Raw genomic sequence first — 22,635 nt, forward strand, 5'->3', positions numbered from 1 at the left:
GCTCGGCGGCCGGTGTCGCGGCGGCCGGCGCTGCGGCGCTCGGCGCCTCGGCAGCCGCGGCGGTCAGTGCGGTCTCGGCGCCGGCTGCGGGGGCGCCGGTTGCGGCAGCCGCTCCGTTCGCGGTCTGGTGGTAGCTCTCGAGGACGGGCCACCAGGACTCGTCCACCAGGTTCTTGTCGACGAGGTACCGCTCGTACAACTCATCGACGAGCCACTCGTTCGCTCCGAATTCACCCGACCTGGTCTCGTCGGATCCACTACCGGTCAACTGGCTTGACACAGCCGGTTCCCACTCTCTACGTTGATTTTGAATGTACCGGGCGCACACGAAGGCCCGGATCGGTCTGCCCATTCAGCCTAATCCCATCGGGCATGGCTGCGGGCATCCGCGCGGGGCGCTAGCGTTATTTCCATGCAGTTCTATGGAGCGGTTCCCAGCCACGACCTCACGTATTCGGACGTTTTCCTGGTGCCGAGCCAGTCGGCGGTCACCAGCCGCCTCGATGTCTCCCTCGCTCCGGGCGACGGCACCGGCGCCACGATCCCGATCGTCTCCGCGAACATGAACTCGGTCACCGGGCACCGCCTCGCGGCTTCCCTGGCACGCCGCGGCGGCCTGGGAGTGCTGCCGCAGGACATGCACCTGCAGGACCTCGACGCTGCCATCCGCTGGGTGAAGGCCCAGTCGACCCGGTTCGACACCCCCTTCGTGTTCGGTCCGGACGACACCGTGGCGCTGGCGCTGCGCCAGGTGCCGCCGGTCGCCGGCCAGGGGCTGGTCATCAACGACCGGGACGACACCTACCTGGGCTGCATCGACGCGTCCCGCCTGGCCACGGCCCTGCCCGACGCGCTGCTCGGCGACCTGCTGCACGGCAACCTCACCTCCCTCGACGCCGACGATATCGAGGGCCCGCGCCGCGCCTTCGACGTGATGACCGACGCCGATCTCGACTTCGCCACCGTGCTGCACCACGGCGCCATCATCGGCACGCTCAGCCGCAAGAGCGCGCTGCGTTCCACGCTCTACCAGCCCGCGCTGGACGCCCACGGACGCCTCCGGGTCGCCGCCGCGGTCGGCATCAACGGCGACATAGCGGCCAAGGCGATCGCCCTCGTCGCCGCCGGGGTCGACGTGCTCGTGATCGACACCGCGCACGGCCACCAGGACGGCATGCTGCGGGCGATCAAGATCGTCGCGGATCTCGGACTGGGGATCCCGATCGTGGCCGGCAACGTCGTGACGGCGGATGCCGTCGGCGACCTGGTCGGAGCCGGCGCCACCATCGTGAAGGTCGGTGTGGGCCCCGGCGCCATGTGCACCACCCGGATGATGACGGCCGTGGGCCGGCCCCAGTTCTCCGCCGTGCTGGAGAGCGCGGTCGCCGCGCGCGAGCTCGGCGCGCGCGTCTGGGCCGACGGCGGGGTGCGCTACCCGCGTGACGTGGCGCTCGCGCTCGCCGCGGGCGCGGCATCCGTGATGATCGGCTCGTGGTTCGCCGGAACGATCGAGGCGCCCGGCGCCCTGGACCGGGATGCGGCCGGCGGCCTCTACAAGGAAAGCTGGGGGATGGCATCCACCAAGGCCGTACGCGAGCGCTTCGACCGCCTGGACGCGTACGACCTGGCCCGCAAGACCCTGTTCGCCGAGGGCATCTCCAGCTCGAAGATCTACCTGGACCCGCTGCGGCCCTCGGTCGAGGATCTGCTCGACATGATCACCTCCGGGCTGCGCAGCTCGTTCACCTACGCCGGTGCGACCAACGTGGAGGAGTTCCACGCCCGTTCGCGGGTCGGCATCCAGTCGGCCGCGGGCTACGAGGAGGGCAAGGCGCTGCCCGTCTCCTGGTGAGCCCTGGTGGGCCCGGCTGGTGAGCCCTGCTGGTGAGCCCGGCCGCGAGCGTCGGCCGCGCGCAGTAGACTTAGCGGAATAATGGACGACCCCCCTCCTGCGAATTCGCCCAGCCACTGTTCTCGTCACTCGAACGGTCACTCGCCCCTGATCACGATCCTGATCCCGTTCGGCGGTGGCCATGTTTGAGTGGCTCATGCTCGGCGCGGGGCTCCTCCTCACGGTCGGCACCGGCCTGTTCGTCGCGAGCGAGTTCGCCCTGGTCAACCTGGACCGGTCGGAGCTCGAAGCCCGCCGCGACCGCGGGGAGACCCGTCTCGGCCTGACGATCTCGGCCCTGAAGATCACCTCCACGCACCTGTCCAGCGCCCAGCTCGGCATCACGCTCACCACCCTGCTCACCGGTTACACGATGGAGCCGGCCCTGAGCGCCCTGCTCTCCCCGCCCCTGACGGCCCTGGGCCTGTCGGCGGCGGTCGTCCCGGTGGTCGCGGTCACCACCGCGGTCGTCCTGGCGACGCTGGCGTCGATGATCATCGGCGAACTGGTTCCGAAGAACTTCGCCCTCGCGCTGCCGGTCCAGACCGCGAAACTGGTCATCCCGTTCCAGACGCTGTTCACGACCGTGTTCAAGCCCGCGGTCGTCGTGCTCAACGGCAGCGCCAACGGCGTGCTGCGCTCCATCGGAATCGAGCCGAAGGAGGAACTCTCCGGCGCCCGCACCGCCGAGGAGCTCTCCTCCCTGCTGCGCCGCTCGGCCAGCGCCGGGATGCTCGAGAAAGACACCGCGACGCTGCTGCACCGCACCCTGCTGTTCTCCGGGCACACGGCGTCGGACGTGATGACGCCCCGTCCGCGCGTGGCCAGCGTGCAGCGCACCGACTCAGCCCAGGCGGTGATCGACCTCACCCGCCGCACCGGGTACTCCCGTTTCCCCGTCGTCGACGAGGGCGTCGACGACATCGTCGGGATCGTGCACGTGAAGCAGGCGGTGGCCGTGCCCCGGCACCGCCGGGCGGATGTCCCGGTGTCGGCCCTCCAATCGGAGGCCATTCGCGTGCCGGAGACCATGAAACTCGACGGGCTGCTGGTCGAGCTGCGTGCCCGCGGCTACCAGATGGCGATCGTCGTCGACGAGTACGGCGGCACGGCCGGCGTGGCCACCCTGGAGGACCTGGTCGAGGAACTCGTCGGGGAGGTCGCCGACGAACACGACCGCGCCAGGGCCGGCGTGGTGCTGTCCCCGACCTCGCTGACCTTCCCCGGCATGCTCCGGCCGGACGAGCTGTTGGAACGCACCGGCGTCGCCGTGCCGGAGGACGGGCCGTACGAAACGGTGGCCGGGTTCGTGATGAGCGAGCTGGGACGCCTGCCCGTGGTCGGCGACACCGTGCGCCTCGACGCCGGAGAGCTGTCGGTGGAACGGCTGGACGGCCGGCGCATCGACCGGCTCCGGTTCACCCCCGACACGCCGGCTACGGACGAGGCGGGCACAGACGAATCAGCGGCACGGAAACAGGGCGGGGTGAGTAATCATGAGTGACTGGATGGGACTCGTCTGGCTGGTCGTGCTCCTCGCCGGCAACGCCTTCTTCGTCGCGGCCGAATTCGCGGTCATCTCCGCGCGCCGGTCCCAGATCGAACCGCTGGCCGAGGCCGGCAAGATCAGGGCCATCACGGCCCTCTGGGCGATGGAACACGCCACACTGATGCTGGCCACCACGCAGCTCGGCATCACGGTGTGCTCGCTGCTGATCCTGAACGTCTCCGAGCCGGCCATCCACCACATGCTCGAGATCCCCCTCGGCGCGACCGGGCTGCCGGAGGAGGCGATCACCGCCATCGCGTTCGCCATCACCCTGCTGCTGGTCTCCTACCTGCACGTCGTGTTCGGGGAGATGGTGCCCAAGAACCTGTCGTTCTCCATCCCCGACAAGGCCGTCCTCATCCTCGCGCCGCCGCTGGTGTTCTTCGGCCGCCTGGTCAAGCCCGTGATCGTGGTGCTCAACGCCACGGCCAACGTGGTGCTTCGGGTCTTCGGGGTTCAGCCCAAGGAGGAGGCGACGAGCACCTACACGCTGGACGAGGTGGCCACGATCGTCAGCCAGTCGACCCGGGAGGGCGTGTTGAGGGACGGCACCGGGGCGCTCAGCGCGACCTTCGAATTCACCACCCGCAAGGTGAAGGATGTCGCCGTGCCCCTGGCCGGCCTGATCAGTCTGCCGGAGACGGCCACCCCCGCCGACGTGGAGCGGGCCGTCACCAAGCACGGCTTCTCCCGTTACGTGATCGTCACCGACGGCGGCGAACCGACCGGGTACGTGCACCTCAAGGACGTCATCGACCTGGACGGGGACGCCGCGACCCAGGCCGGGCAGGGCAGTTACCAGGAGCCCATCCCGGGCAAGCGCATCCGTCAGCTGGTGTCCATCTTCGAGGACACCGACCTGGAGGACGCCCTCGCCACCATGCGGCGTTCAGGCGCGCACCTGGCCCGCTCGTTCACCGCCGTCGGCGCCACGAAGGGCGTGCTGTTCCTGGAGGACATCATCGAGGAGCTCGTCGGCGAGGTTCAGGATGCGACCCGCCGGCTCTGACCGGCGTCGACGGCCGCCGCTCAAGCGGCGGGCCACCGGGCCCGCAGGTACTGCGGCGGCCAGTAGTCGAGGCTGACCCCGAGCTCGTGCGCGGCCCGCAGCGGGAAGTGCGGGTCGCGCAGCAGCTCCCGGCCCAGCATGACCGCATCGGCCTGGCCGGACGCGAGGATCTGCTCCGCCTGTGCCGGTTCCGTGATCAGGCCCACCGCGCTGACCGGGACATCCGCCTCGGCCTTCACCTTGCGGGCGAGGGGCACCTGGTAGCCGGGGCCGAGCGGGATCCGCACCCCGGTCACGTTGCCGCCGGAGGAGATGTCGAAGAAGTCGGCTCCGGCGTCGGCGGCCCAGCGGGCGACCGCGGCGGTCTCGTCTTCGTTCCACCCGCCCGGCGCATAGTCGGTGGCGGAGAACCGCACGAACAGGGGCACGTCCTCGCCGATCGCCGCGCGCACGGCGGCCACCACGGCCAGCAGCAGCCGAGCCCGATTCGCCAGCGGCCCGCCGAACTCGTCGGTGCGACGGTTGCTCAGCGGCGACAGGAACTGGTGCAGCAGGTAGCCGTGCGCGGCGTGGATCTCGACCACGTCGAACCCGGCGCCCACCGCCCGGCGCGCGGCTGCGGCGAAGTCGCCGATGACGCCACGGATGCCCGCGGCGTCCAGGGCGGCGGGCGCGGCGTAACCCGGGAACGGCAGGTCGGAGGCCGACACGGTCTGCCAGCCGCCGGCATCCGTGGGCACCGTGCCCTGCCGGTCGCTGCCCCACGCCGGCCAGACGGACGCCTTGCGGCCCGCGTGCGCCAGCTGGATGCCGGCCTTCGCCCCCTGGGCGTGCAGGAACCGGACGATCCGGGACCAGGCGGCCGCCTGCTCGTCGTTCCACAGGCCGGTGTCGCGGTCGGTGATGCGGCCCTCGGGGCTGATGGCACTCGCCTCGGCGATGACCAGGCCGGCGCCGCCCGCGGCGATGGCCCCGAGGTGCACCAGGTGCCAGTCCCGGGGCACGCCGTCCTTCTCCTCGATCGAGTACTGGCACATGGGCGCGGCCCAGATCCGGTTGCGGATGGTGACGCCCCGCAGGGTGAGCGGTTCGAACAGGGCGGCAGCGGCCACGAAATCCCCCAGAGTCGGTTGGGGTCGGCAGCAGGACCGACCCGCAGTGCTCAAAACAACCTATCGTGAGTGCATGAGCGAACCGCGGGGATGGCTGGAATGGGACGCCGAGCAGGCGGGCGATTGGATCGCGGTGCCGCGGGCGACGGATGACAAGTACACCCGCGGGGTGCTCGGCGTGCTGACCGGCGGTCACGACTATCCGGGCGCGGCGGTGCTCGGGGTCGAAGCGGCCATGCGCACCGGCGTCGGCATGGTGCGCTACCTGGGCCCGCCCCGCGCCGCCGACTTCGTGCTGGCGCGCCGGCCGGAGGTCGTCACGGTTCCCGGCCGGGTGCAGGCCTGGCTGCTGGGGTCGGGGATGAACGCCGACCAGCGGGATGAGCAGACCACGGCCGCGCTGCGGGCGGCGCTCGCCGAGGGACTGCCGACGGTGTGCGACGCCGGCGCCCTGGACCTGGCTCGGGGGTGGCAGGCCGGGCCGCTGGTGATCACCCCGCACTACCGGGAACTGGCCCGGCTCCTGTCCCAGGACGGGATGCAGGTGACCGGCGCCCAGGTGGCCGCCGACCCGGGGGACTGGGCGACGCGTGCCGCCGCCGAGCTCGGCGTCACCGTGTTGCTCAAGGGGTCCGTCACCCGAGTCGTGTCCCCGTCCGGCCCCCGGCTGACGGTGTCGCGCTCGCCGGTCTGGCTGGCGACGGCCGGCTCCGGGGACGTGCTCGGCGGCATCATCGGCGCGCTGCTGGCCACCCACGCGGCGGCGATCCGCACGGATGCCGAGGCGCTCACCGACCTCGCCGCCACCGCTGCCCGCATCCACTCGCTCGCCGCGATCCGGGCGTCCGCCGGCGGCCCGATCACCGCACTCGACGTGGCCGAGGCCGTGCCGGCCACGGTCGCGGCCCTGCTGGGTCACACGCCGCCCCACTAGGGCGTGTCTTCTAAAGCCTGGTGAGTGTTTTTGGCAGAATTGGCGCATGTCTCGTACTGCTGTGTTGTCTGAGAGTGAGTGGGCTCGGATCGAGCCGTTGATGCCGTCATCGTCTGGTCGTCCTGGTCGCCCGTTTCAGGACCACCGGCGGGTGATGGAGGGCATCATTTACCGGTATCGGGCGGGGATTCCGTGGCGAGATCTACGCGAGACTTTTGGTCCGTGGCAGACGGTGTGGAAGCGTCATCGGCGATTCAGCGGCGATGGCACCTGGAACAGTGTTCTGGCCCGGTTGCTGGCCGAGGCCGATGCGGCGGGCAAGATCGATTGGGAGGTGTCGGTGGACTCGACGGTGAATCGGGCGCATCAACACGCGACGAATCTTCCGCGCATCACGGGGGGCTCTGTCGACTTACACGAATCTGCTGGAAGAGCCTCCTGATCATGCCATTGGCCGGTCCCGCGGTGGTTTGACCACCAAGATCCACCAGCTTTGCGACGGAAAGATGCGCCCGCTCGTGGTCTTTCTGGGCACCGGGCAAGGCGGCGATTCGCCCATGCTCCCGGAGATCATGGCTTCGCTCAGCGTCGACCGGATCGGACCCGGACGAGCCCGCACCCGACCCGACCGGGTGCTGGCGGACAAGGCCTACTCGGCCAAAGCGCACCGGGCCATGCTGCGAAAACGGGGCATCCAGGTCGTCATTCCAGAACGCTCCGACCAGGTCGCGAACCGGAAACGCCGCGGACGAAACGGTGGCCGCCCAGTCGACCTCGACAAAGAAGCCTACAAACGCCGCAACGTCATCGAACGCTCATTCAACACCCTCAAACAGTGGTGCGGACTCGCCACCCGTTACGACAAACTCGCCCTCACCTACCGGGGCGGCGCTGTCCTGAGCGCCATCATCGTCTGGTTACACGAATTAGGAGACACGCCTTAGTACTACAGTCGCGTTTGTGGGATGTGACCGCGGGCTTTGTAGTGGCATTGCTGGGCGCGGTGTTGATGTTTTCGTCGCCAGAGGGAGCAGCGGATCACGTGGCAGGGGTCTGATTCCCGGTGCCAGACGATCCGTGTGATGAGGTGCCTGATTTCGGGCAGTGAGAGCCTTACCAACTGGTCGGAGCCTGGATGTGGGCCCCTTTTTTTGAGCGGATGACGCTGAGGAAGGCGTGGGCGAACATGGAGAGGGTGATGTGCCGGTACCAGCCGCCATATTGCCGCACCTGGTAGTGGTCGAGCCCGGTTTCGCCTTTGGAGGTTTGGAAGGTTTCCTCGATGGCCCAGCGGGCCCCGGCGACCCGGGCCAGCTCGATCAGGGTGACGTTCTCGGGTGTGTGGCAGATGAAGTAGGCCAGGTCGGTGGGGTCGTTCAGAGAGCGACGGGCCAGCAGCCAGTGTTCCCCTGTCTCGGCGGGGCCGTTGATGCGGATCCTGGCCCAAGAGTAGAGCCGTTCGCCCTTGGTCCCGGTGCCGGCGGTGCGGGTGCGCCAGGCCCTCCCGTCCAGGGCGGCGAAGAGTTGATCGGCCCGCCCTTCGGCGCCCAATGAACCCGGGGTCGGGGTGATGGCGCGCTGGTTCATGGGCACGGCCATCACGTAATGCATGCCGCGGGCCCCCAGCCGGCGGCGCAGCTCGGCGTGTTGGCCGTAGACGGCATCCCCGGTGGTCCATTCGGCCTCGATGCCGGCGTCTAGGGCGCGCTCAATCATCTCGGCGGCCAGCACGGGCTTGGTGGCCATCACCCGGTCCTCGGGGATTCCCGCCCGCTTGCACCGCTCGGAGTCGTCGATCCAGGCTTTGGGCAGGTACAGCTCCCGGTCCAGGAAGGTCCGCCCGGCCGGGGACGCGTAGGTGAGGAACACCCCGATCTGGCAGTTTTCCACCCGCCCGGCGGTGCCCGAATACTGGCGGGCCACCCCGGCCGACGCCGTCCCCTTTTTCAGGAATCCGGTCTCGTCAATCGCCAAAATCCCCTTGGGGTCGCCCAGATGCTTTTTCACGTAGCCGAACAAGGCATCGCGCACGGTATCCGGGTCCCAATCCGTGGTCGAGAGCAGCCGCTGTATCCCATCAGGGGTGCCATGGCCGGCCCGCTCGGACAAGGTCCAGGAGTTCTTCCGCTCCTCGTCCGAGAGCAGGCCGCGAATGTAACTGACCGCGTTGTTCCGCGGTTCCGAGCGTGCAAACTCGTCCCCAATCAACCCGCGGATCTCCTCGAGGCCCTGCGCCCATTCCTGGATCTCTGCCACCCAAATATCATCGCTCACTCGTCATGATTAACAGGATTCGGGGCAAAAGTCCGATTAAAACGCCGATACAGCCAAAAATAAACGCGACTGTAGTACTAGTCCGCCCGCCTAGTTTCCCCCCGAGTCCACCCCCCGCCCGCGGTTCCCTGACGAATTCGACGGAGATTTTGCCCGAATCGGCCACAAACAGCCCGCAATCGCCGTTTTACGGGAAGATCTCCGTCGAATTGGTTCGGCGCCGGACACCGCGCTCCGGCCTCGGCGGTGTGGGACAGTGGAGGGTGCCCGAATCCACCCCAGGACCGACCGCTGCCGCCGCGACGGATGCCACGGCGCACCCCCGCGGCTGGGTGCGGCCGGCGCTGCTGTGGGCCGGTTTCGCGGCCGTGCACGCCGCGCTGGCCTGGCTCTGCTTCGCGTCGACCGGCTGGCCGCTCGGCGATGTGGAGCGGTCCTACCTCGGCTGGGCGACCGACGCGGTCACCGGCGGCGGCGTCGTCGGGATCAGCGCCCCGTTCGTCTACCCGATCCTCGCGATCCTGCCGATGCTCGCCGCCCTCGCCTTTGGCCCCGGGCTGTACTCCCTCACCTGGCTCGGCCTCGTCACACTGCTCGACGCGGTGGCCTTCGCCGTGCTGCTCGGCCCCGGCCGCGACCCCCGGGCCCGGCTCGCGGCCGCTTGGTGGCTGGGCTTCCTGCTGCTCCTCGGCCCCATTGCCGTGGGGCGGATCGACGCGATCACGGTGCCGCTGGCCATCCTCGCCGTGCTCGTGCTGCGGTCCCGCCCGGTCTGGGGCACGATGCTGCTGACGCTCGCCGCCTGGATCAAGATCTGGCCGGCCGCCGTGATCGCGGCGCTGTTCCTGGTCTCCAGGAAGCGGTGGCCGGTGGCGGCCGCCGCGGCGGGGACCAGTCTGGGCATCGTCGTGATCGCCCTGTTCCTCGGCAGCGGCCTGAACGTGTTCAGTTTCGTCAGCGAGCAGACGAACCGGGGAATCCAGATCGAGTCGCCCGTCGCCGGGCTCTGGATGTGGCAGGCCGCGCTCAAGATCCCGGGCAACTACATCTACTACGACCAGCAGATCCTGACCTACCAGGTGATCGGCACCGGCACCCAGGTCGCGATCGCCGTGATGACCCCGCTGCTGCTGGCCTGCATCGCGGCGGTGCTGCTGCTGGGCTGGCAGGCCAACGAGGCCGGGGCGTCCTGGCCCCGGCTCTTCCCGCCGCTCGTGCTGGCGCTGGTGCTGACGCTGATCCTGGTCAACAAGGTCGGCTCGCCGCAGTTCACGGCCTGGCTCGCCGCACCCGTGATCCTGGGGCTCGTGCTGCGCGGGCGCGCCTGGCGGCTGCCGGCAGTGCTGGCCCTCGCGGTCGCGGCCCTGACCCAACTCGTCTACCCTCACCTGTATGACTGGCTGATCGTGGCCGATCCGCTCCTGGTCCTGGTGCTCAGCCTGCGCAACCTGCTCGAGGTGATCCTGCTCGGCTGGGCCGTGCGGGAGGTCCACGCGTCCGGGGCTCGGTCCGAGCATCCGGAGCACGATCTCGTCCCTCCCACCCCGAATCTGAAGGAGTAACCATGCTGGTTGCATTTTCCGTCGCCCCGTCCGGCTCCAGCGACTCCGGCTCCAGCGACGGCGACGGGGAGGGGTCCGTGCACGACGCGGTCGCCGCGGCCGTGCGCATCGTGCGCGACTCCGGCCTGCCGAACCACACCGACTCCATGTTCACCACGATCGAGGGCGACTGGGACGAGGTGTTCGCGGTGATCAAGGCGGCCACCGAGGCCGTCGCCGCGTGGGGGCCGCGGGTGTCCCTGGTGCTCAAGGCGGACATCCGTGGCGGGCGCACCGGGGAGTTGACCGGCAAGGTCGAGCGCCTCGAGAGGGCCCTGGCGGCCGCCACCCCGCCGCCGGCCGCGACCTCCGCCCCGTAGCGCCGAGCCGTCGAGGGAGCCCGTCGGGGGTGGCACGCCCCTTAGGCTGGAGGGATGCGCGCACCCACCAACGGGCCGGTGACCTTGTCCCCGACCCGCATCCGTTTCGCCCTGCTCGCCCTCGCCCTCGGCGGGTTCGGCATCGGCTCGACGGAATTCGTGGCCATGGGCCTGCTGCCGAACCTGGCCAGGGACCTGCTTCCGGCGCTCTACGGCGCGTCACCGGATGCCGCGAACGCGCAGGCAGGCTGGCTCATCTCCGCCTACGCCCTCGGCGTGGTCGTCGGGGCCCCGACGATCGCCGCCGCGGCCGCGCGGTGGCCGCGCAAGCAGCTGCTCCTGGGACTGCTGGCCGCCTTCACCCTGAGCACGGTCGCGTCGGCGCTGTTGCCGACCTTCGGACTGGTGCTGGCGGCGCGGTTCGTCGCCGCGCTCCCGCACGGCGCTTACTTCGGGATCGCTTCGCTCGTCGCCGCGGACCTGATGGGCCCCGGCAAGCGCGCCCGCGGGGTCGCCCTCGTGCTCAGCGGGCTGACCATCGCGAACATCATCGGCGTTCCCAGCATCACCTGGCTCGGCCAGACCGCCGGCTGGCGGGCGGCCTACCTGGTCGTGGCGGCTATCTTCGCCGCCACCTTCGTGGCGGTGGCCCTGCTCGTGCCCCTGCAGGCCGGCAATCCCCACGCGACCATGCGGAGCGAGCTGCGGGCATTCGGCCGGCTGCAGGTCTGGTTCGCCCTGTCGATCGGAGCGATCGGTTTCGGCGGGCTCTTCGCCGTGTACACCTATGTGGCCCCGCTGGTGATGGAGGTCACCGGGCTCGGCGCCGGGGCGGTGCCGCTCGTGCTCGTCGTGATCGGCGTGGGCATGACGATCGGCAACCTCGTCGGCGGTGTCTTGGCCGACCGGAGCGTGCGCCGCACGATGTACGCGTTCTTCGTGCTGATGCTGCTGGCCCTGGCCGGACTCGCGCTGTCGGCCCAGCACCTGCCCGGTCTGCTGCTCGGAGTGTTCTTCGTGGGAGCCGCGGCGTCCGGGCTCTCGCCGGCGATCCAGACCCGGCTGATGGACGTCTCCCACGACAGCCAGTCGATCGCCGCGGCGCTCAACCACTCGGCGCTGAACGTCGGCAACGCCCTGGGCGCGTTCCTCGGCGGCCTCGCCGTCGCAGCCGGGTTCGGCTACGTCGCCCCGGTCTGGATCGGGTTGGGCCTGAGCGTGATCGGGCTGCTGCTCACCGTGGCCTCGTTCCTGCTGGACCGCACGCGGCGCCGCAACGGCGTGCTGCTGCCGTACGGGACCGAGGCGATCGCCGTGGTCCCGGCCCCCTGACCCCCGGCCCGCAGACACCCGCAGCCCCGCAAACCCGCAAACCCGCAAACCCGCAGCCCGCAGGTGCAGCCCGCAGCCCCTCGACGGAGCCCGCTTATCGCCCCCGCCCCGATCGAATTCGACGGAGATTTTGCCCCAAACGGTGCCAAACAGGCCGAAAGAGCGTTCTTAGAGCAGAATCTCCGTCGAATTGGTTCAACGGCCGACGGATGCTCGGCCCACGCCTGCCGGGCCGGGCATCGGCGGCAGGGCGGGTGTTAGTCGCCCTGGAGCAGGATGCCGTCGTGGATTGCCTGCTTGCGCAGCGCCACCTTGGTACCCACGTCGAAGCCCGCGAGGCGGTACTTCTCGCGGATGCGCTTGAGGTAGGACTTGGCGGTCTCCTCGGAGATGCCGAGCTGGTGCGCGACGGCCTTGACCGGCTCGCCCGCGCCGTAGAGCGCCATCACCCGGCGCTCCTGAGCGCTGAGCCGGGGTGAGCCGTTGGCTCCGTTGCTCAGCGCTTCGTCCAGTTCGGCCGAGATGAAGGATTCGCCGTCGTACGCGGCCCGGATCGCCTCGACGATCATGGTCGCCTCCTCGCTCTTCACAAGGTAGCCGAGGGCGCCGGCGGCGAGGGCTTCGCGCACGAGTCCGGCCTCGGAGTAGGTGCTCATCAGAACGGTCTTGACGCCGGCCGTCTTGAGCGTCGAGATCTTCAGCGACACCGGGATGTTGTCTTTGAGGTCCAGATCGAGGAGCACGACGTCGACCGGGAACTCCGGGTGGGTCAGCAGTTCGGGCCAGGTGGTGACCGCGGCGACCATGCTGATGTCGTCCGCTGCGCCCCGGATCCATTCCGTGAGTGCGCCCAGCAGCATCCGGTGGTCGTCGACGAGGGCCAGCCGGATCGGGTTTTCCTTGCTCGGTACCGCACTGGTCATGGTGCTCGTGTTCGTCACTTCTGCCTCCTCATGCTGCTACCCCCGATTCACAGACACTAAGCATCCGCGGGATTGTCGACACTGCACTCGATCTCCACGCACAGACTTCCGTCTCGGCTGGAATCGACGTGAGGGCCTACCACACGGATAGCTTGCCACGTCTCCGGGTCTACCCGACGCCGTGGCACACCCTCGGTGGTCAATTCGATCGGAAATCGTAACTTCTGACCCGCGGTGAGGCCGTGAGCGGGCCGGATCGGTCCGAGGGAAAGCGACACGGATGCCTCAGACCGGTGCGTATCGCTGATCAGCAGCCAGATCGTGCGGAGCAGGGCGTCGCGCTGTGCCGGGTCGAGCATCCCGGCCAGGCCGGCCGGGTCGTTCAGGCTCACCGACGGGCCGAGGAACTCGGATTCGGTGATCGCGTGGTGCAGCCAGGTCTCCCGGCGGCCGCGGATCAGGTGGAGCCGGAGCTGTGTGGCCAGGGAAGCCGCGGTGGTCGATTTCGCCGGGCTGAGCGGCAGCGCCGTGCGCCCCTTCGCGACATCGTCCAGCAGTGTTTCCGCGTCGAGGTCGATCCGGGCCAGGGCCTCGGAGGCGAGCATGCCCAGGGCGAACTGCGGCTGGGACACGGTGCTCTGCACCAGTACCAGGTCGAGTTCGCGCTGGGCCATGCGGCGGAACGAGCGCACCACCGCGACGCCCAGCAGCGGCGGCAGGACCGCCAGGGCGATCGTCAGGAACTCCGGGGCGACGGTGAACGGGTCGATCTGGGTCTCGGCGAACGCCCCGGTCAGGAGCAGCAGGCCGAGCACGATCGCGGCCGTGACGACGTCCCGGCCACGCCGGACCGTGACCAGGGAGATGAGCAGGGTGCCGACGGCGGCGGCCGCCGTGGGGTACACGTTCGGTCCGGTCGCCGCCCCGACCAGGTCGAGGGTCACCACGACGGCGCCGCTGCCGAGCGCGGTGGCGAAGAGCCAGTCCGGCATCCGCGCCGACAATCGCTGCACCGTGACGAGGACCAGCCCCGTCGTCGCCATCAGCAGGGACCAGGCGACCAGGCTGGGAGTCGGGGTCTCGTAGGCGAACCACTGGAAGGCGAACCGCCAGAACAGGAACAGGGCGATGAAGCCGCCGCTGAGCGACAACCCGATGCCCAGGTGGCGGCCGCCGAGGCCGCTCTGGTTCGCGCGGGTGGTTTTGACCGTGCGCTCGGGGCGTCGGAAACTGCGGCCCCGGTCCTGGCGTTCCTGGTCCGCGAGCTTGTCGGCGCCCTTCAACCGCGCGGCCGCACGGATGTCCCGGCGCAGCGCATCCACCATGCCCGGTCTGCTCACTTGGGAACCTCCAGCACGACCGTGGTGCCCGAACCCGGAGAGGAGAACAGCCGGGCGTTGCCGCCCACATCTCGCAACCGGGCCACGACGGATTCGGCGAACCCGAGCCGCTCGGAGCTGACCCCGCGGATGTCGAAGCCGACCCCGGCATCGGTGACCATGGCGCGAACGGTGGAGTCGTCATCCGTGATCGTCACGTCGGCCCGGGCGACGCCCGCGTGCCGGCGCACGTTCTCGAGGCACTCGCCCAGGGCGAGGAGGAAGGAATCGAGGACGTCGCTGGGCAGGAGGACCTGACCGCTGCCGTGCCAGTCGACGTCGAGCCCCATCCGGCCGAACCGTTGCTTGACGGATTCGAGGGTGCTGCCGAGGGTGGACTCGGTGGCCGGTTCGAGCGTGTAGACCCCGGACCGGCGGGGAGTGGGCAGGCCGCCGAGGCGCAACTGGCGGAGGAGTCGGGCGTCGTCTGCGGCCTGCAGGCGGAGGGCGGCCGGGCTGACGCCGACGCCGGAATGGGCGAGGAGGGTGAGGGTGGCGAGCACGGTGTCATGCAGCAGCCGGGCATCCTGTCGGCGCTGCGCTTCGAGCTCGCTGGCGTGCCGTTCCGCCAGGTGGGCGCGGCCGATGGCGGCGATGCGCTCCATCACGCGGGGAACGCTCTGGGCGACCCACCAGCCGACCAGGGCGACCGAGAACCAGCCGCTGGTGGTCAGGGCGAGCGGCACGAGCGACCCTTTCGTGCCGCCGGTGGCCGCGAGGACGCCGGCGAGGGTGACGCCGAACGCGGCCAGGAGCCCCACCAGGCGTGCCGAGCTGACGACGAGGACCAGGGCGACGGAGCTCATCGCGCACGCCGCCACACAGCCGATCACGGTCTCCTCGACCAGGTTCAGCCCGCTCGGGTGCGTCCCGGTCAGGCCGACCGCCAGGATGATTCCGACGCCCGCCAGCACGATCAGCACCACCCAGCGCATCCGGCCGCTCCGGCCCAGCAGGTACAGGCAGTAGACCATCACCAGCAGGAGCGGCAGGCACCAGAACAGGGCCGTCAGGCTCAGCCCGCCGGGCACCAGCATCACCAGGAGAGCCGCGGTTGCCCCGGCGAGGCCGGTCAGGCGCGCGGCTCTGCGCAGCAGGCGGTCGCGCTCCTTGAAGATTCGTTGCATGGCGGCTGGCTTACCCCTCGTTGCACTCTATACAGCACACTAGCGGGCCGATCCGGCGCGCGGGGCCCCACGGTCGCCGGCCGCCGGGCGCCGAGGAGACGGCCCAGGGCCAGACCGGTGACCAGGGCCATGCTCCCGGCCATCAGGATGCCTGCGAAGACCCCGATCAGCAGCGTGAGAACCGGTGGCTGTCCCGGCTGCCACAGCGGAGGCGCGACGAGGAAGAACACCGCCAGGCCCACGCACCAGGCCGCCGCGCTGGCCGCGATCCAGCGTGCGCTGTGCGGCAGATGGCGGCGCAACTCCAGCCACTGGGCGAGCCCGATCGAGCACAGCAGGAGGCTGCCCGTTGCGGCCGCCGCCACGATGATCAGCGGCACCGGCCACGCCGTCCAGACGTCGGCGGAGGCGGAGGCCTGCAGCCCGAGAAACCACGAGAAGGCCGCGGCTGCAGCCGTGCCGCCGATCCAGTTGCTCCTCGACACGGCGGGGATGCGGCTTCGGAGCACCCGCGTCTGCGACCAGCCGAGGACCGCGCCCTCCACCGCCCCGGCGGCGACCATGCTCGGCAGGGCGGCGGCGGGCAGCGACGCCGTGGCGAGCTGGGCCAGGGCTGGGGCGAGGAAGCCCACGCTCTCACCCAGGCTCACCCACACCAGCCAGGAGTGGAGGAAATGCGGGCTCTCCCGGCCGGACCGGGGCTCCGGGTCTGACACGGCTCTCTCAGCGATCGTTGGTCAGGGGGCGGTCGAGGCCGGTGGCGGCATCGTCTGCGTCGCCGGCGGGCTCGCCAGGGGCATGGCGTTCCGGGACGGAGGCTCGGCGGGACCCTGGTCCAGGCGGAACGGCGGGTAGTCGTCCCGGAAGAGCGCCGTGTAGGCGAACACCCGGAAGATCCACCGGTCGATGCCGAGGATCAGGTCGAACAGGCCACGCCGGTACCGGTCGGTGAAAAGCAGGATCACCGCGGCGATCAGCACGAGCACCCCGATCAGGGACGGAGTGCCGGTCGTGACCCCTCGGCCCCAGTCGCCGGACTGCCAGCTCGTGGCGCTGCCGGTGAACGCCGCGACGACCAGCAGGTGCGGGATGGCCAGGAGCCACGACTTGACCAGCACGAGCCCGTGCGAGAGGTGTTCCGGGTAATCGATCTCAAGGTCGGCCGGGTAGTCGGCCGCCGGTTCCAGGCTGAACGGCGGGTAACGGTCCGTGCCGAGCGCGGAGTAGGAGTAGAAAGCCACCCGCCAGCTCCAGCGGAGCACCCCCACGTTGTAGCGGAACAGGCTGACCGGGTACCGTCCCGTGAACAGGATGGCCACCCCCGCGACCACGGTGGTCACGAAGAACCCGAACCAGAAGAACCACAGCACGACGACGTGGGGGATGACCAGGATCCACTTGACCAGCCACAGCCAGCGGGACAGGCCCTCATCGAGGGTGCCGGTCAGCCTGGCCGGGTACGGTCTCGTGTCACTCGTGTCACTCGTGTCACTCGTGGCGGGGCCTGCGGCGATCCCCGCTCCGGGAGGTCCGGCGCCGGCCGCCGGGACGCCTCCGGCCGGGGGCGGGCCGTTCCGGCCCAGACCGATGGCCCCGAACACGGTCAGGACCAGTCCGAGCACCAGGAGGGACACTCCGAGGAGCAGCAGGCCGACGGCCAGCGGGCCGAGGTAGCGAATGAAACCGAGGTGGGCGCCGGCCTGCACGGCCACGTCGACGCCGGGGCTCGCGTCGGCGTTCATCACCACGATCGCCCAGTTTCCGGGGTCGAGCCGCCAGGTGATCTGCTGCGGCCCGGATCCCTCGGCGGATTCCGTCCAGAAGCTCTGGTCTCCCGGGGCGCCCGGCACCGCGTTGCCGGGGATGTCCCGGTAGCCGACGCGGAAGGGACTGCCGGTCACGGTCCTGACCTCGGTGTGGTTCACGCCGGCCAGGTACCGGTCGACGTCCGCCTGCGGGGCGATGCCGACGAAGACGTCGTTCCCGTTCGAGGTGGAGGCCCGCAGCCGCAGGGTGACGAGATCCGACGGGACGCCCTCGCCCTCGACCGCCATCCGGGGCGACGTCAGCGCGTACGCCTCGGTGGAGAGCGGCGCGGCGGGGGTGGTGAAGTAGCCGCTGTCGTCTCGGGTGCTGCCGGCCGCAGCCCCCACCGTGCCGGCGACGGCGAGGGAGAACCCGAGCAGGGAGAGGATGGTGCCGAACACCAGCATGACGACGAATCCGGGTTTCATGGCGCGTCCTCTCGGTCGAGTGGAATTCACGCTCGCCCCGAAGCCGCCTTCTGTCAACCCCGGTGCGGGGGAACCGGCTCCGTCAGGACTCGGGACAGTTGGGCGCCGACCGCCTCGTTCTCGATCAGGAACCCGTCGTGGCCGTAATCGGACCGGATGACCACGGCATCCGTGCCGTCGATGTTCCCCGGCAGGTGCGCCGCGATGAGGCGCTGGCCCTCGACCGGGAACAGCCGGTCGCTGTCGATGCCGACGACGACTGTTCGTGCGGTGATCAGCGACAGAGCGGATGCGACGCCGCCGCGGCCGCGGCCGACGTCGTGCGAGTTCATGGCCTCGACCAGGACGAGGTAGCTGTTCGCGTCGAAGCGACGGGTGAACTTGTTGCCGTGGAAGTCCAGGTAGGACTCGACGGCGAAGCGGCCGCCGGCGCCGATCGGGCTGATTTCGCTCTGCCAGCCCCGCTCGAAGCGCAGATTGAGCTCCTCCGGGCTGCGGTAGTTCAGCAGGGCCATCCGTCGGGCCAGTGCGAGGCCGCGGGTCGGGCCGTCGCCGTCGGCGGCGTCGTAGTAGTCCCCGAACCGGAAGCAGGGGTCGCAGCGAACCGCTTCCATCTGTACGGAGTTCAGGCCGATCTGGTCGGCGGTCGTCACGGGGGGCGCGGCGAGGATCGCCAGCCGGGCCACTCGCGAGGGTGCCCCGATCGCCCACTCGAGCGCGTGCATCCCTCCCATGGAGCCGCCGATGACCGCGGCCCAGCGGTCGATCCCCAGCCGGTCGGAGAAGGCGACCTGGGCGGCGACCTGGTCACGGATGGTCAAATGCGGGAAGCGGGCGCCCCACTCCGAGCCGTCGGGCGAGAGGGACGCCGGGCCGGTGCTGCCCTGGCAGCCGCCGAGCATGTTCGGGGCCACCACGAACCAGCGGTCCGTGTCGATCGCCAGGCCGGGCCCGACGATGCCGCCCCACCATCCGCTCGTCGCGTGGCCGTCGCCGGAGGGCCCGGACAGGTGGCTGTCGCCGGTGAGGGCGTGCAGCACGAGCACCGCATTGTCGCCGGCGGGGGACAGCTCCCCCCAGGATTCGTACGCGATGCGCACGGCATCGAGGCTGCCGCCGGACTCGAAGTGGAGCGGCCCGACGTCGAGGAACCGGCGGTTGCCGACGGGGTCGCCGTCGCGCCAGGCGCCCGTTGCCGGGGGTTTGCCGAGGAGCGACCGAGCCTGGGCTTCCGTGACGAAGCTCGAGGGGACCGTGTCTGCAGCGAATTGCCAATCCATAGGCCCCCTATTCTGCCGGTTGAACGGCACCTCCGGGTGATTGTTACCGCGCAGGCCTGTCGCGCCTGCTCGGCGGATGCCGGCGTCACCACTCCTGCCCGGCGCGCCCGCGCGCCCGGCCGGCACCGGTCCCGGTCCCGCCCGAACGAATTCGACGGAGATTCTGCGCAATCAGACCGAATATGGCCTGAAACACCCGCGTGGGGGCAGAATCTCCGTCGAATTGGTGAAGAGGGTCAGGCGTTGGCGCGGGACGCCTGCACCACCGCGCGGGCGGCCGCGAGGCCGAGCTCGAGGTCGGCCTTCAGGTCGGCGATGTTCTCGATGCCGACCGACAGGCGCACCAGGCCCGGCGTCACGCCGGCCGTGAGCTGCTGCTCGGGGGTGAGCTGGGCGTGGGTGGTGGACGCCGGGTGGATGACGAGCGAGCGCACGTCGCCGATGTTGGCCAGGTGGCTGAACAGCGAGAGGTTGTCGACCAACGCGCGGCCCGCGTCGACGCCGCCCTTGAGCTCGAAGGACAGCACCGCGCCGACGCCCTTCGGGGCGTAGGTGTTCGCGGCGGCATACCAGGGGCTCGACGGGAGCCCGGCGTAGTTCACCGAGGCGATGTCCGGGTGGTTCTCGAGCCACTCGGCGATGTCCTGGGCGTTCTGCACGTGGCGTTCGATCCGCAGGCTGAGCGTCTCGATGCCCTGGATCAGCTGCCAGGCGCTCGCCGGGGCGATCGCGGAGCCCAGGTCGCGCAGCAACTGCACGCGCGCCTTGATGATGTACGCGATGCCGTCGCCGACGGCACCGGTGTAGCTGACGCCGTGGTACGACGGGTCGGGCTCGGTCAGGCCGGGGAACTTCTCGACGTTCTTTGACCATTCGAACGTGCCGCCGTCGACGATGATGCCGCCGATGACCGTGCCGTGGCCGCCGAGGAACTTGGTCGCGGAGTGGATGACGATGTCGGCGCCGTGCTCGAACGGGCGGATCAGGTACGGGGTGGCGATCGTGCTGTCGACGATGAGGGGCACGCCGTTGGCGTGGGCCACGTCGGCCACCAGCCGGATGTCGAGCACGTTGATCTTCGGGTTGCCGATGGTCTCGGCGAAGAACAGCTTGGTGTTCGGGCGCACAGCGCGGCGCCATTCCTCGGCGTCGTCCTGGTTCTCGACGAAGGTGGTCTCGATGCCCAGCTTCTTCAGCGTGTACTTGAACAGGTTGTAGGTTCCGCCGTAGATCGAGCTCGACGACACGATGTGGTCGCCGGCCTGGGCGATGTTCAGCACGGCGAACGTCGAAGCAGCCTGGCCGGACGAGAGGAGGAGGGCGGCGGTGCCACCCTCGAGGGCGGCGACGCGCTCTTCGACCACGGCCTGGGTCGGGTTCATGATGCGGGTGTAGATGTTGCCGAACTCGGCCAGCGCGAACAGGTTCTGCGCGTGCTGGGCGTTGTTGAAGACGTAGGAGGTGGTCTGGTAGATCGGGGTGGCCCGCGCGTTCGTGGTCGGGTCGGGCTGAGCACCGGAGTGCACCTGCTTCGTTTCGAACTTCCAGGCTGCAGTGTTGTCGCTCATGAGGTGGTCTCCCTGATAATCCTCGACGAGCGTGGACCGTCCATCGCTCTGGCAGCGAGTTTAGGCAGGCGGCCGGCGACGTGGCAACGAGGTCTGCAACACGGCGTCACACGCCGTTCAGCGGGCCGCCGCCGGCGGGGCATCGCCCGGCGCGGAATCCGGCGCCGCCGGCGACTCGAGCATCGTGCCCGACGGCCCCAGGTGCGGCAGCACGATCGTTCCGGTGTCGGTCGACGCGTGCTTGCGGAACATCCAGCGCGCACGCGGCTCCACCAGCGGCCGGAACACCTTCTTCACGACCGGGTGCGACAGCACGATGGAGATCAGCACGCTCAGCAGGATCACCCCCGGCAGGACCCAGGCCGGCTGCGGCCCCTCGAGCACGCCGGACTCGCGCAGCGGGAACAGCAGGAAACTGTGCAGCAGGTAGATGTACATGGTGGCCGCCCCGAACGTGCTGAACCAGGTGGTGCGCCGCGGCACGAGCAGCAGGAAAGCGACGATCAGGGCGAACGCGAGCAGCATCAGGCCCAGACGGATGCCGCCGGCCCAGATTTCGTCGAAGCCGAAGACCGGATACGCCTCGTTGTAGAGCAGGAACCGGCGCACCTTCAGGGTGCGCAGCAGCTCGATGTTCATCACGATCACCCCGAACAGCGCCGTGAACAGGGTGAGGGCCCCGATCCGCCACCGCCACACCGCCCCGGCGGCCAGGCCCAGCCAGATCGGGGTGAGCTGCCACTGGCGCAGTTTCCAGCCGAACACGAAGAAGGGCAGCAGGCCCAGGGTGCGGGAGATCGAGAAGCCGGCGTCGATGGATTCCAGGTAGCCGGAGCCGATCGAGATCAGGATGCTGATCAGGAGCGGGTAGCGCAGCAGAACCAGGAACGGCAGCATCAGGCGCCAGATCAGCAGCGCGATCAGGAACCACAGGGTCCAGGACGCGGTCGAGAAATCGGGCACGAAGGCGCCGCCGAGCAGCCAGCGGATGACCGTCCAGATGCTCTCGAAGATGATGTACGGAAACACGATGTCCGTGAGCAGCCGGTGCAGCTGGCGGGTGCCCGGGGGGCTGGATCTGGCGAAGTACCCGCTGACGGCGACGAAGAGCGGAACGTGGAACGCGTAGATGAAGAGGTAGACCTCGTAGGCGACGTTCGACTCGCCGATGAGCTTCAGGATGGCGTGGCCGATCACCATCAGCGTGATGGCGATCCAGCGCCCGTTGTCCCAGAGCGGCACCCGTCGCTTCCGGACCTGGGTCATTCCTGCTACCTGTGAACTCATCGTCCTTCTTCCCCCGCCAGAATAGAGCCATGGCTACCAAGAGAGTTGTTGTGACCGGTGCGAGTTCCGGAATCGGGGCGGCGACCGTTCGCCGGTTCCGCGAGCAGGGCTGGGCCGTGGTCGGGGTCGCACGGCGCGCCGACCGCCTCGCCGAGCTGAAAGCCGAGACCGGTGCCGACGTCTTCACGGCCGATCTCACCCGCCAGGCCGACGTCGACGCCCTGCGGGACTACCTGGCCGAGTCGGGGCCGGTGCACGCGCTCGTCAACAACGCGGGCGGCGCGATGGGCCTGGACAGCGTCGAGGACTCGCGGACCGAGGACTGGGCCTGGATGTTCGAGATCAACGTGCTCGCGGTCAAACGGGTGACAAGCGCGCTGCTGCCCCTGCTGCGGGACGGGATCCGGATGGATGGCGGTTGCGCCGACATCGTCACGGTCACGTCGATTGCCGGTCATGTTGCCTACCTCGGTGGTGGGGGCTACAACGCGGCGAAGTTCGCCGCGCACGCCCTGATGGAGGTGCTGCGCCTGGAACTGAACGGGGAGCCCATCCGGGTGATCGAGGTTGCCCCCGGCATGGTGCAGACCGAGGAATTCGGCCTGGTGCGTTTCCGCGGCGACGCCGAGAAGGCCGCAGCGGCTTACGCGAACGTGCCCAATCCGCTCACCGCGGAGGACATCGCGGAGACGATCGTGTCGAGCGTCGAGCGCCCCGCCCACGTCAATCTGGACCTGATCGTGATCAAGCCGGTCGCCCAGGCGGCCCCCACGCGAATCGCGAGAGGGCCGCTGACGCCGAAAGACTGACGCGGG

20 protein-coding genes are annotated in these 22,635 nt (G+C 69.8%); 9 read left to right on the forward strand and 11 right to left on the reverse strand.

What is annotated here, in order from left to right:
• Positions 1-280: 2-oxoglutarate dehydrogenase E1 subunit family protein (locus tag E3O49_RS13990; RefSeq protein ID WP_134451799.1), on the reverse strand; the 280-nt coding region annotated here is incomplete at its 3' end.
• 132 nt (positions 281-412) lie between these two features.
• On the opposite strand from E3O49_RS13990, the gene guaB1 reads away from it, so the two are divergent.
• The 3 genes from guaB1 (at position 413) to E3O49_RS14005 (ending at position 4,449) form a co-directional block, all read left to right on the forward strand.
• On the forward strand, positions 413-1,852 hold the full coding sequence (gene guaB1 / locus E3O49_RS13995; protein WP_134366163.1) for a GMP reductase: 1,440 nt from the start codon (positions 413-415) through the stop codon (positions 1,850-1,852).
• 181 nt (positions 1,853-2,033) lie between these two features.
• The gene (locus tag E3O49_RS14000; protein WP_134366162.1) at positions 2,034-3,395 is read left to right on the forward strand and encodes a hemolysin family protein; all 1,362 of its coding nucleotides are present in this window, start codon (positions 2,034-2,036) and stop codon (positions 3,393-3,395) included.
• Positions 3,388-4,449 carry a hemolysin family protein gene (locus E3O49_RS14005; protein WP_134366161.1) on the forward strand — a complete coding sequence of 354 codons (1,062 nt, stop codon included), beginning with the start codon at positions 3,388-3,390 and terminating at the stop codon, positions 4,447-4,449. Before E3O49_RS14000 ends, E3O49_RS14005 begins: the two co-directional genes overlap by 8 nt.
• 20 nt (positions 4,450-4,469) lie before the next feature.
• Here the strand turns inward: E3O49_RS14005 and E3O49_RS14010 are convergent, their stop codons facing one another.
• Positions 4,470-5,561, reverse strand: coding sequence for an NADH:flavin oxidoreductase/NADH oxidase (locus E3O49_RS14010; protein WP_134366160.1), 1,092 nt, complete (start codon positions 5,559-5,561; stop codon positions 4,470-4,472).
• Positions 5,562-5,634: 73 nt separating this feature from the next.
• Here E3O49_RS14010 and E3O49_RS14015 point away from each other — a divergent pair, with 73 nt between their 5' ends.
• Together E3O49_RS14015 and E3O49_RS14020 are read left to right on the forward strand one after the other, a co-directional pair.
• Positions 5,635-6,495: an ADP-dependent NAD(P)H-hydrate dehydratase gene (locus E3O49_RS14015; RefSeq protein WP_134366159.1), complete on the forward strand. Its 861-nt coding sequence runs from the start codon at positions 5,635-5,637 to the stop codon at positions 6,493-6,495.
• Positions 6,496-6,541: 46 nt separating this feature from the next.
• Positions 6,542-7,439 (forward strand): IS5 family transposase gene (locus E3O49_RS14020; RefSeq protein ID WP_134366158.1). Its coding sequence is split into 2 segments (ribosomal slippage): positions 6,542-6,892 and positions 6,894-7,439, totalling 897 coding nucleotides; the frame shifts between segments, so codons are not numbered across the junction.
• 169 nt (positions 7,440-7,608) lie between these two features.
• On the opposite strand, the gene E3O49_RS14025 is transcribed toward E3O49_RS14020, so the two are convergent.
• On the reverse strand, positions 7,609-8,751 hold the full coding sequence (locus E3O49_RS14025) for an IS701 family transposase (protein ID WP_420898206.1): 1,143 nt from the start codon (positions 8,749-8,751) through the stop codon (positions 7,609-7,611).
• Between the two features lie 281 nt (positions 8,752-9,032).
• On the opposite strand from E3O49_RS14025, the gene E3O49_RS14030 reads away from it, so the two are divergent.
• Genes E3O49_RS14030 through E3O49_RS14040 form a run of 3 tightly spaced genes read left to right on the forward strand, consistent with a single transcriptional unit; the run spans position 9,033 to position 12,022 of the window.
• The gene (locus E3O49_RS14030; RefSeq protein ID WP_160141118.1) at positions 9,033-10,331 is read left to right on the forward strand and encodes a glycosyltransferase family 87 protein; all 1,299 of its coding nucleotides are present in this window, start codon (positions 9,033-9,035) and stop codon (positions 10,329-10,331) included.
• 2 nt (positions 10,332-10,333) lie between these two features.
• Entirely contained in the window at positions 10,334-10,690 is a 357-nt protein-coding gene (locus tag E3O49_RS14035; protein WP_134368185.1) for a thiamine-binding protein, read from the forward strand.
• Positions 10,691-10,744: 54 nt separating this feature from the next.
• A complete protein-coding gene (locus tag E3O49_RS14040; protein WP_134368184.1) occupies positions 10,745-12,022 on the forward strand; it encodes an MFS transporter in 1,278 nt (425 codons plus the stop codon).
• A 257-nt stretch (positions 12,023-12,279) separates the two neighbouring features.
• Here the strand turns inward: E3O49_RS14040 and E3O49_RS14045 are convergent, their stop codons facing one another.
• From E3O49_RS14045 to E3O49_RS14080, 8 genes are all read right to left on the reverse strand, one after another.
• Positions 12,280-12,945 carry a response regulator gene (locus E3O49_RS14045; protein WP_134368193.1) on the reverse strand — a complete coding sequence of 222 codons (666 nt, stop codon included), beginning with the start codon at positions 12,943-12,945 and terminating at the stop codon, positions 12,280-12,282.
• Positions 12,946-13,001: 56 nt separating this feature from the next.
• On the reverse strand, positions 13,002-14,285 hold the full coding sequence (locus E3O49_RS14050; protein WP_134368183.1) for a spermidine synthase family protein: 1,284 nt from the start codon (positions 14,283-14,285) through the stop codon (positions 13,002-13,004).
• Positions 14,282-15,451 carry a sensor histidine kinase gene (locus tag E3O49_RS14055; protein WP_134368182.1) on the reverse strand — a complete coding sequence of 390 codons (1,170 nt, stop codon included), beginning with the start codon at positions 15,449-15,451 and terminating at the stop codon, positions 14,282-14,284. The genes E3O49_RS14050 and E3O49_RS14055 overlap by 4 nt, the downstream gene beginning before the upstream one ends.
• Complete coding sequence (locus E3O49_RS14060; RefSeq protein WP_174776169.1) at positions 15,397-16,167, reverse strand: hypothetical protein; 771 nt, start codon at positions 16,165-16,167, stop codon at positions 15,397-15,399. The genes E3O49_RS14055 and E3O49_RS14060 overlap by 55 nt, the downstream gene beginning before the upstream one ends.
• A 21-nt stretch (positions 16,168-16,188) precedes the next feature.
• Positions 16,189-17,685, reverse strand: a complete 1,497-nt coding sequence (locus E3O49_RS14065; protein WP_134402620.1) for a DUF4389 domain-containing protein — start codon at positions 17,683-17,685, stop codon at positions 16,189-16,191.
• Positions 17,686-17,738: 53 nt separating this feature from the next.
• Complete coding sequence (gene metX, locus E3O49_RS14070; RefSeq protein ID WP_134368180.1) at positions 17,739-18,965, reverse strand: homoserine O-acetyltransferase MetX; 1,227 nt, start codon at positions 18,963-18,965, stop codon at positions 17,739-17,741.
• Between the two features lie 236 nt (positions 18,966-19,201).
• Entirely contained in the window at positions 19,202-20,533 is a 1,332-nt protein-coding gene (locus E3O49_RS14075; RefSeq protein WP_134368179.1) for a bifunctional o-acetylhomoserine/o-acetylserine sulfhydrylase, read from the reverse strand.
• Positions 20,534-20,650: 117 nt separating this feature from the next.
• On the reverse strand, positions 20,651-21,799 hold the full coding sequence (locus tag E3O49_RS14080; protein ID WP_241975857.1) for an acyltransferase family protein: 1,149 nt from the start codon (positions 21,797-21,799) through the stop codon (positions 20,651-20,653).
• Positions 21,800-21,849: 50 nt separating this feature from the next.
• On the opposite strand from E3O49_RS14080, the gene E3O49_RS14085 reads away from it, so the two are divergent.
• The gene (locus E3O49_RS14085; RefSeq protein WP_134368177.1) at positions 21,850-22,629 is read left to right on the forward strand and encodes an SDR family oxidoreductase; all 780 of its coding nucleotides are present in this window, start codon (positions 21,850-21,852) and stop codon (positions 22,627-22,629) included.
• Positions 22,630-22,635 lie beyond the last annotated feature (6 nt).

It is taken from the genome of Cryobacterium shii, assembly GCF_004402595.1.
Taxonomy (GTDB): domain Bacteria; phylum Actinomycetota; class Actinomycetes; order Actinomycetales; family Microbacteriaceae; genus Cryobacterium; species Cryobacterium shii.

What these genes read in the sequence shown, in the direction of transcription:
- E3O49_RS14015 (WP_134366159.1), top strand. Translation starts at nt 5,635, where the DNA reads ATGAGCGAACCGCGGGGATGGCTGGAATGGGACGCCGAGCAGGCGGGC.
- E3O49_RS14075 (WP_134368179.1), bottom strand. Translation starts at nt 20,533, where the DNA reads ATGAGCGACAACACTGCAGCCTGGAAGTTCGAAACGAAGCAGGTGCAC.
- E3O49_RS14080 (WP_241975857.1), bottom strand. Translation starts at nt 21,799, where the DNA reads ATGACCCAGGTCCGGAAGCGACGGGTGCCGCTCTGGGACAACGGGCGC.
- E3O49_RS14055 (WP_134368182.1), bottom strand. Translation starts at nt 15,451, where the DNA reads ATGCAACGAATCTTCAAGGAGCGCGACCGCCTGCTGCGCAGAGCCGCG.
- E3O49_RS14005 (WP_134366161.1), top strand. Translation starts at nt 3,388, where the DNA reads ATGAGTGACTGGATGGGACTCGTCTGGCTGGTCGTGCTCCTCGCCGGC.
- E3O49_RS14035 (WP_134368185.1), top strand. Translation starts at nt 10,334, where the DNA reads ATGCTGGTTGCATTTTCCGTCGCCCCGTCCGGCTCCAGCGACTCCGGC.
- guaB1 (WP_134366163.1), top strand. Translation starts at nt 413, where the DNA reads ATGCAGTTCTATGGAGCGGTTCCCAGCCACGACCTCACGTATTCGGAC.
- E3O49_RS14045 (WP_134368193.1), bottom strand. Translation starts at nt 12,945, where the DNA reads ATGACCAGTGCGGTACCGAGCAAGGAAAACCCGATCCGGCTGGCCCTC.
- E3O49_RS14065 (WP_134402620.1), bottom strand. Translation starts at nt 17,685, where the DNA reads ATGAAACCCGGATTCGTCGTCATGCTGGTGTTCGGCACCATCCTCTCC.
- E3O49_RS14040 (WP_134368184.1), top strand. Translation starts at nt 10,745, where the DNA reads ATGCGCGCACCCACCAACGGGCCGGTGACCTTGTCCCCGACCCGCATC.
- E3O49_RS14000 (WP_134366162.1), top strand. Translation starts at nt 2,034, where the DNA reads ATGTTTGAGTGGCTCATGCTCGGCGCGGGGCTCCTCCTCACGGTCGGC.
- E3O49_RS14085 (WP_134368177.1), top strand. Translation starts at nt 21,850, where the DNA reads ATGGCTACCAAGAGAGTTGTTGTGACCGGTGCGAGTTCCGGAATCGGG.
- metX (WP_134368180.1), bottom strand. Translation starts at nt 18,965, where the DNA reads ATGGATTGGCAATTCGCTGCAGACACGGTCCCCTCGAGCTTCGTCACG.